7 protein-coding genes and 2 pseudogenes are annotated in these 8050 nt (G+C 46.7%); 7 read left to right on the forward strand and 2 right to left on the reverse strand.

Translation table 11 applies throughout. From position 1 onward, the window contains the following. Positions 1–75 precede the first annotated feature (75 nt). Positions 76–2969 (forward strand): annotated as a pseudogene (locus tag V6E55_RS24320) (Tn3 family transposase); the annotation flags it as partial. A gap of 36 nt (positions 2970–3005) precedes the next feature. On the opposite strand, the pseudogene V6E55_RS24325 reads toward V6E55_RS24320, so the two are convergent. Further along, positions 3006–3176, reverse strand: a pseudogene (locus tag V6E55_RS24325) (TnsA endonuclease N-terminal domain-containing protein); the annotation flags it as partial. Positions 3177–3930: 754 nt separating this feature from the next. Between V6E55_RS24325 and V6E55_RS24330 the strand changes: the two are divergent. From V6E55_RS24330 to V6E55_RS24355, 6 genes are all read left to right on the forward strand, one after another. Next, positions 3931–4311 (forward strand): hypothetical protein, encoded by a 381-nt coding sequence (locus V6E55_RS24330; protein WP_001371925.1) that lies wholly within the window; start codon positions 3931–3933, stop codon positions 4309–4311. A 57-nt stretch (positions 4312–4368) separates the two neighbouring features. Continuing rightward, positions 4369–5034, forward strand: a complete 666-nt coding sequence (locus tag V6E55_RS24335; protein ID WP_001447900.1) for a hypothetical protein — start codon at positions 4369–4371, stop codon at positions 5032–5034. 59 nt (positions 5035–5093) lie between these two features. Further along, positions 5094–5549: a hypothetical protein gene (locus tag V6E55_RS24340; RefSeq protein WP_000916941.1), complete on the forward strand. Its 456-nt coding sequence runs from the start codon at positions 5094–5096 to the stop codon at positions 5547–5549. Continuing rightward, positions 5521–5826: a hypothetical protein gene (locus tag V6E55_RS24345; RefSeq protein WP_223152485.1), complete on the forward strand. Its 306-nt coding sequence runs from the start codon at positions 5521–5523 to the stop codon at positions 5824–5826. Before V6E55_RS24340 ends, V6E55_RS24345 begins: the two co-directional genes overlap by 29 nt. Positions 5827–5851: 25 nt before the next feature. Beyond that, positions 5852–6145, forward strand: a complete 294-nt coding sequence (locus V6E55_RS24350; protein WP_001100635.1) for a hypothetical protein — start codon at positions 5852–5854, stop codon at positions 6143–6145. A 177-nt stretch (positions 6146–6322) separates the two neighbouring features. Further along, on the forward strand, positions 6323–6727 hold the full coding sequence (locus V6E55_RS24355) for an H-NS family histone-like protein (RefSeq protein WP_001287391.1): 405 nt from the start codon (positions 6323–6325) through the stop codon (positions 6725–6727). Positions 6728–7333: 606 nt separating this feature from the next. On the opposite strand, the gene V6E55_RS24360 is transcribed toward V6E55_RS24355, so the two are convergent. Next, on the reverse strand, positions 7334–8050 hold a 717-nt coding region (locus tag V6E55_RS24360; RefSeq protein ID WP_231330193.1), incomplete at its 5' end, for an HNH endonuclease signature motif containing protein.

An 8050-nucleotide genomic window follows, 5' to 3' on the forward strand; every position in this document is an offset into this window, starting at 1 on the left:
AGCAGAGTTTTTGAAATGTAAGGCCTTTGAATAAGACAAAAGGCTGCCTCATCGCTAACTTTGCAACAGTGCCCTTTCATCAACCTGCGTAGGGGCAGGCATAACCGGTTGGGAATTGCCCTTCAACTCACAACTGCCCGCTTTCTGGGAACCTTCTTGTCCGATCTCATGCAAATACCGCCCGGTGTCCAGTTTTATGTCGCAAGGCAACTTAACATCCGCTATCCAGAGATCATTTCCCGCTATGCTCAAAGGGAAAACACACGTTGGGAGCACCACGGGCTTATCAGGCAGCACTATAGCTATCATGATTTCGGTGATTTCCCGTGGTCGTTCAGACTGAAGCGATTGCTGTATACCCGTGCATGGCTCAGTAATGAACGCCCCGGACTGATGTTCGATTTTGCCACCGCGTGGTTGCTTCAAAATAAAGTGTTGTTGCCAGCCGCATCCACCCTGACGAGAGTCATTGGTGAAATCCGTGAGCGTGCGACCCGCCGCTTGTGGCGAAAATTGGCCGCGCTGCCAAACCGTTGGCAGACCGCACAACTGGCTGGGTTACTTGAAATCCCCGAAGGACAGCGACTCTCAGTGATGGAGCACCTAAAAAGAGGCCCTGTCACTATCAGCGGCCCCGCGTTCACTGAAGCACTTGAACGTTACACTCGCCTGCGCAGCCTGGAGTTTTCCTGTCTGAATTTCACTGGGCTGCCCGCCATACAGCTCCGCAATCTGGCACGCTATGCCGGAATGGCATCGGTGAAATATATCAGCAGAATGCCAGAAGAACGGCGGCTGGCGATCCTTACCGCATTCGTGAAAGCGCAAGAAATCTCGGCGCTGGACGAGGCCGTTGACGTGCTGGATATGCTGATCCTCAATATTACCCGGGAGGCGAAGAAAACCGGGCAGAAAAAGCGACTTAGGACGCTCAAGGATCTTGACCGCGCGGCGTTGCTGCTGGCGCGGGCATGCGCACTTTTACTTGATGAAGATACCGCCGATGATTTGCTGCGAAAGACCATATTCAGCAGTGTGTCTGTCGCCAGACTGGCAGAGTCCGTGGAAAAAGTGAATGAACTGGCCCGCCCCCAGGATACAAACTTTCAGGATGAAATGGTGGAGCAATACGGACGGGTAAGGCGTTTTTTGCCCGCACTACTGCGCGATCTGCACTTCCGTGCGGCCCCAGACGGTGAACATACCTTGGCTGCCATCCATTACCTGGCAGAGCTAAACGGCTCGAAAAAACGGATCCTGGACGATGCACCTGAACATATCATTTCAGGCCCTTGGAAACGCCTGGTGTACGATGCTGACGGTCGGATACAGCGAGCAGGTTACTCGTTGTGTCTGCTGGAGCGACTTCAGGATGCGCTACGCCGTCGTGACATCTGGTTGGAAAACAGCGATCGTTGGGGTGATCCGCGCCAAAAACTTCTTCAGGGGGAGGAATGGCAGGCGCAGCGGGTTCCAGTCTGCCGGGCATTGGGTCACCCCACTAATGGCAGTAAAGCATCGGAGCAATTGGCCGCTCAGTTAGATGAAACCTGGAAAACGGTGGCATCACGTTTTGATCGCAATACCGCCGTGGACATCTGCAATGAAGGTAAACATCCTTCGCTGACCATCAGCAGCCTGGATAAATTGGATGAACCACCGGCGCTGATACAACTGAGCAGCCGAGTCAGACAATTGCTTCCACCCGTTGACCTGACAGAACTGTTGCTCGAGATTGACGCCAGAACTGGCTTCACCCGTGAATTCAGCCATGTCAGCGAGTCAGGTGCCCGTGCGCAGGATCTGCATATAAGCCTGTGTGCGGTGATGCTGGCTGAGGCCTGCAATATCGGACATGAGCCGCTGATCAAGCACAATATCCCTGCACTGACTCGCCATCGTCTGAGCTGGGTGAAACAGAACTACATCCGAGCAGAAACGCTGGTTAGCGCCAATGCGCGGCTGGTTGATTTTCAGTCCTCGTTAGCGTTGGCAGGATACTGGGGGGCGGGGAGGTAGCCTCCGCTGATGGTATGCGTTTTGTCACGCCAGTGAAAACGGTGAATTCTGGCCCCAACAGAAAATACTTTGGTTCAGGGCGCGGCATCACCTGGTACAACTTTGTCTCTGACCAATATTCGGGTTTTCATGGCATAGTGATTCCTGGAACACTGCGGGATTCCATCTTTGTGCTGGAAGGGCTACTTGAGCAACAAACGGGACTAAACCCGGTTGAAATCATGACGGACACAGCAGGTACCAGTGACATTATCTTTGGCCTGTTCTGGCTACTGGGATACCAATTTTCACCTCGTCTGGCGGATGCGGGTGAGGCTGTGTTCTGGCGGGCCGACAAAGCAGCGAATTACGGGGCGTTGGACAAACTGGCGCGGGGTTGTGTTGACCTTTCTAAAATCGAAAGCCACTGGGATGAGATGATGCGGGTTGCCGGTTCGCTGAAGCTGGGCACTATTCATGCGTCAGAACTCATTCGATCGCTATTGAGAAGTACCCGACCGTCAGGGCTTGCTCAGGCAATAATGGAGGTCGGAAGAGTTAACAAGACACTGTATCTTCTCAACTATATTGATGATGAGGACTATCGTCGCCGGATCCTAACACAGTTGAACCGGGGTGAAGGCCGCCATGCCGTTGCAAGAGCCATCTGCTACGGTCAGCGTGGCGAGATCAGAAAACGTTACCGCGAGGGGCAGGAAGATCAGTTGGGTGCGCTGGGTCTGGTGACAAACGCAGTGGTGCTGTGGAATACGCTTTATATGCAGGAAGCCTTGTCGCACCTGCGCAGCATCGGGGAAGGGCCAGAGGATGAACATATCGCGCGGCTTTCGCCTCTGATGCACGGTCATATCAACATGCTGGGACATTATACGTTCACACTACCGGAGGATATTATGAAGGGGGAATTGAGGCCGTTAAATCTCAATTTAAACAATGAATTATCTCCTTAGCGTGGTTTTTTACATCATTGGCCCTCAAACCCCATGATGATGGTTTCGAAACGTCTTAAGGCCAAAGACTATCGAACGGTTTCCACGGGATTTAACGTCCTGAGCTCTAAGCCAGGGCTGATAACTTTGGCCATAGCCCACTCCTATGCCGTCACCTAGCGCATTTTCATAATCCAAATAGGATTTGAGACGCCTACCCCTACCCATGATCGTACCCAAAAAACGACATTGATACGTACCTATATGTGCATTTTATAGTCTCCAACCCTATAACCACACATTCAGTAAGCATACAACATTAGCGTCGTTTTTTGAGAATGGTTACAACTTTAGTGCTTTGTGTACAACTTTATTGTCTTCGGACAGTAGGACCCTCTAAAACCAATAGAATTTACGTAGAAACGCGTTTAGTAAAGGCTTTACTAATTACTAATGACTAACATATTAGCACTTTCAGATCTGTCAGCAATAACCCCGGGCGGCGAAATAATGAGAAGAGTTCTTCCGGAGAGCCTTTTCTTTCTATCTGATTGATTTTTAACACTTTTAAATGTCAGCTTTATGTAAACCTGTGGGATTTACTCCTAATTAAATCCCATAGTATGAAAATTAGGCATTTGCAAACCTTAATGACGTGACGTTGTCACGTAAATCAATGGAATTTAGTCTCTAGTAAAGAGTTAACTAGTGACTAACTGCCTGATCGGTGTGCTTGAACGGTGCACTTCAGGCCGGATATAAAAATTGATGAGAGATATACAGAAAATGATGGACCGGCTTAATAAGCCAGCCTTTCTTGGGATGATTGATGATGTTGAACACGCTATAAAGCGAAAATGCCCCTTTTTAACCTATAGGTTGGGCACTATGAGTAAGATACAATCAAATCGCCAGTCAGATGGCTAATTTCATTTTGACCAAAGCGGGCTATTTCAAGCGTTATCGCTGAGACGAGGCTTCAATGACAAGTACACTTGACCCATCACACAAGCAAATTGAAATGTGGCGCAGAGCTACCGGTTCCGAAGGTGGACTCAACGAATACCGCAACTGGGTTCTGGAAAATAGTATGAGATTTACAGCATACGGTATCCATACCGTTATCGTCGAAGGTGAGGCGAAGCATATAACAGCGCTTGATGATGTTACCCTCTGTAACGAGTGGGCGAAGCTTAAAAGAGAAAACAATAGGCTTTACGCAGCAAATGAAAAAATTTGCTCTGGCTGGCGTGGTTTTGTGTTGCGTTTGTTAGGAATAACACTGTCATGCAGAAAACCGGTCATCTTACTGGGGGCAGACGCGAAGAATCAAAATGATGCCGTGAAAGGGGCTGATTTGTAATTTTCAGGCGAGCCCACCGTTCTTAGAAAGCTGTTCTATGGGTATGTAAGGAAGATAATGTTCTCTGAACGCTCAGTACACTTAATCACTTCCTGTACAAAGGGCAAGAATCATCAGGGCCACGTCTGGCCGACATTGGACATAGATCCAAAACAAACCCCGGACGACGCAGCATATGCCTGGAGTAACATTGTAGACGACGCCAGAAGTAATCAGGCGGTACCGGCATTGTCCTTGTATTCAGGTAATCACTGGTCTACGGCAAAGGAAATTTTAAACTCAACCAGAAATCTGGAGTTGTGGATAATCTCTGCCGGGATGGGGTTTTTAAATAGTCGAGATCGGGTGCCCTCTTACGAGGCGACATTTCATCAAGTACCATTCAGGCATGATCTCTGGTGGAAAGCCATCACAAAATCACTAGGAAAGCATAACCGTTGCGCAACTATAAGCCAGTTAATGCAGTCCAGTCCGAATGATGAATATTTGATTGCGGCTTCGCCTGTTTATATTTCTGCTGTCCAGAATGACATCCTGAAGGGCATTGAGAGTTTGACTCATCCTCTTACGCAACTAACGATCGTGACATCAGGGGCATATGCTGGCCCACTTGAAGAATACTTAATTAAGAGTTCTTCTAGGATGATGAAAGAGCTAGAGTGCAATATGGTGTGCCTGAATATAAAACTGGCTCAATACATACTTAAAAGTGGTAGTCGTTAGAACTAGACTGTTAATGATACAATTCTCCTGTTATTTTATTTTTATAAAAGGTCTCAAATATGCTCAAAAACAGATTTTCTTTATTGTGTCTTGCTGTGGCATCGTCACTTACTCTTACTGCTTGCGATGTAGTTGATGCTGCCTATGACGAGACTTTAAATGATAATGCACCCGAAATTGTAATAGCTGGAGGATTCAAAATTGATATCCAAGGTAATGCAGTTCCGGTTGAGGGATATGATAATTGCTCTTTGAATACTCTTCAGGGAAGCGTTGATACGGATAAATCAAATTGTATTGTTCTGGATAGAACACGTAAAAAAGTACCGGTTCTAGTTCATTTGTCATCCGGTCCCGTCAAAGAAGAATGGAAGATCGAGCACCAGGTTGAAAAAACCAAATCCGGCAAAAATTTCATCCAAACTCGTATGATTAGACCTGACGGTAACTTTGTAGTGCCTGCATCCTCAGAACGAGGGATCTTTAGTGGCAAACATTACAGTCAAGCCAGCTAAGTCAAGTCTATCCGTTCAAACAGAAAAAGGTTTCTTAAAAATGACGTTATCCGCTGCATTGCAAGGCACTTTTAAAGAGATGAGGAAAGACAATACAGTAGGCATCACAGTTCAAACTTGTTCAGATATTTTTGACAGCAATGTTCCTCCGGCTTATGTTTTCTGGCTTTATCGTCTCAAAGCGGGAGAAACTTTGCCGCGCGGAAGGTTCTTCAGAAAAAGAAAGCCAATCATCAATGTTATGGCAGTTGTTCATGATGCTGCATTCGAAAAATAACTGCGCTATCAGGAAAGTTACTTTTATGAACGTAATTGCAGCTGGAATTTTTTGCTTTATTTTTTACCCTACAGCTTTCGCTTATGCTTGTTATAAAAAGAGATGGCTAGAGTGGATTTTTCTTACTTTAATTATAATTTTTGCTTCTGCCATTTCGATTCAACAATACAATGAAGCGAATTTTGTAAGTGAGTTAAATTACCCTATGTTTATCTCCGCCATATATGGCCTGTCACTGGCATGGTTTCCTTTTCCGATTGCTTATGTTGTTCTGCGCTTCCTTCTTGATGATTTACAGCATGAGTACCCTAAACAGTGAGCAGATTTTAAGACTCATGAACAACATCGAAAGCACGAAACAGTCTGCACAAGGAAGATAAGGAGTATTCTTAGCAAGATATCTTTGTACCTGAAGACATAAAGCTGGCATCTTTTTCCTTATAGAGTGTATTATGATTAAGTAAATCCTTATCAAAGAATTAGAAAGTGAGGTCGTATGTCTGAAGCACTCAAATCGTTAAACAATATTCGTACTCTTCGCGCCCAGGGCCGCGAGCTGCCTTTAGAAGTACTTGAGGAAATCCTCGAAAAGCTTAATGTCATTGTTGATGAGCGTCGTCAGGAAGAATCATCCAAAGCTGCCGAACTGCAAGCTCGTCAGGAGAAACTTGACGCCCTGCGTAAGTTAATGGAAGAAGATGGTATCAACCCGGAAGAGCTGCTTGGCTCATTCCAGGCCAAATCTACGGCTACCAAGAAAAGCCGTGAACCACGCCCGGCCAAATACTCATTTACTGATGAAAATGGCGAAACAAAAACGTGGACTGGACAGGGCCGTACCCCCAAAGCTCTGGCAGAACAAATTGCAGCCGGTAAAAGTCTTGATGATTTCCTGATCTAACTTTTGCCACCAGTTTTGATAGAGGCCACTTCGGTGGCCTTTTCTCATACGGAATCAATTTCAGGTACAGAACATATGAAAAATTCAGAACCTAAGAGCTGTGATCCCTATGTGGACAGTTTGATTAGAAATGCAGATGCAAAGTAAGCCAGGTCATTTCTCAAAATATTGAAGCCCTTACCATTCCTTATCGTTATCATCGCTGTATTCTTTTTTTGGGTATCGTTTTCCCGTTTATTATCCCAGGTCGCGTAAAACCTTTTTAAAGACTCTTCTTTACCAGATATGCTCCCTCACCGGGATGGTTTCAACCTCTTCAGTTTCCCATATTGGCAAAACCTTCAGGAAATAAGACGATACCCTCCACGCTTTCCATTAAAGCGGGATGACGACGCCCAGTTCTTACGACCAGACTCCACGTTTTCGATTAGGATGCCTTTGGGCCCTTCTAACGAGGCCACCTCAACAACTCGCACTTTCCGGATCAGTCTTGGATCCACTTCTTCCCAGATCTGGCCAACTGTAATATCTTTTTGGGTTTGCATTTAATCTCTCGCTGTCATTTAGTGAACAAGACTAATCCTCGCCGTGGTTCAGCTTATGGCTTTATTTACGCTGACGATCCTTAGCCTTAAATTTTTGCCATCGTATCCGAAGGTTTTCGATGTTAACCGGAACCTGCATGCGTGTCGTCTCTATCTCATTCCCATGCCATTTCAGGAGATCATCATCCAACTCCCGGGCCTCCCGGCTGAAGTAAATTTTCATAGTGTCAGGGTTTATGGCGCAATGGTCATTGTCGAACAGTGTATGGATATCACGGCGAAGTAAAATTCCGTTCGTTACGTCGGGAATGCCTTCTTCATGACGTGGCGTTAAGTGCGCGGCCTCAGTACGCCAGGGGGACCTTACGCCGGTGACAACACATCGCCCGTAGCAATTCAACCTAACATCCCGGGCGAAAGGACCTTGGTCAGGACTGGTGACAGAAGTACATTCCTGGCCCTCTTTGTAGATACGCTTCGGGAAGTCGATAGTGGTTTGAGCTGTTTGGGAAAGTGACACATACGTAACCCCTTTGTATCTCTTTATCCCACCATTAAAAGTGGTAGGAATCGAGCTGGTTATGGCCACCAGTTTCACATCGCCCATTTCGACGATCTTAAGGCTCTTATTAGCGGCTACATGTAACTGGATGAATTTACCTACGTACACATCATGGTTCTCATCTTGTCTTTCAACACACAGGGGTCGTCTCAGAATTCGGAAAATAAAGCACGCTAAGGCGTAGTCACCCCGTGACTCCCCCGCGCCGATGCAGCG

The organism is Enterobacter sp. 342, from assembly GCF_036663495.1.
Lineage (GTDB): Bacteria > Pseudomonadota > Gammaproteobacteria > Enterobacterales > Enterobacteriaceae > Enterobacter.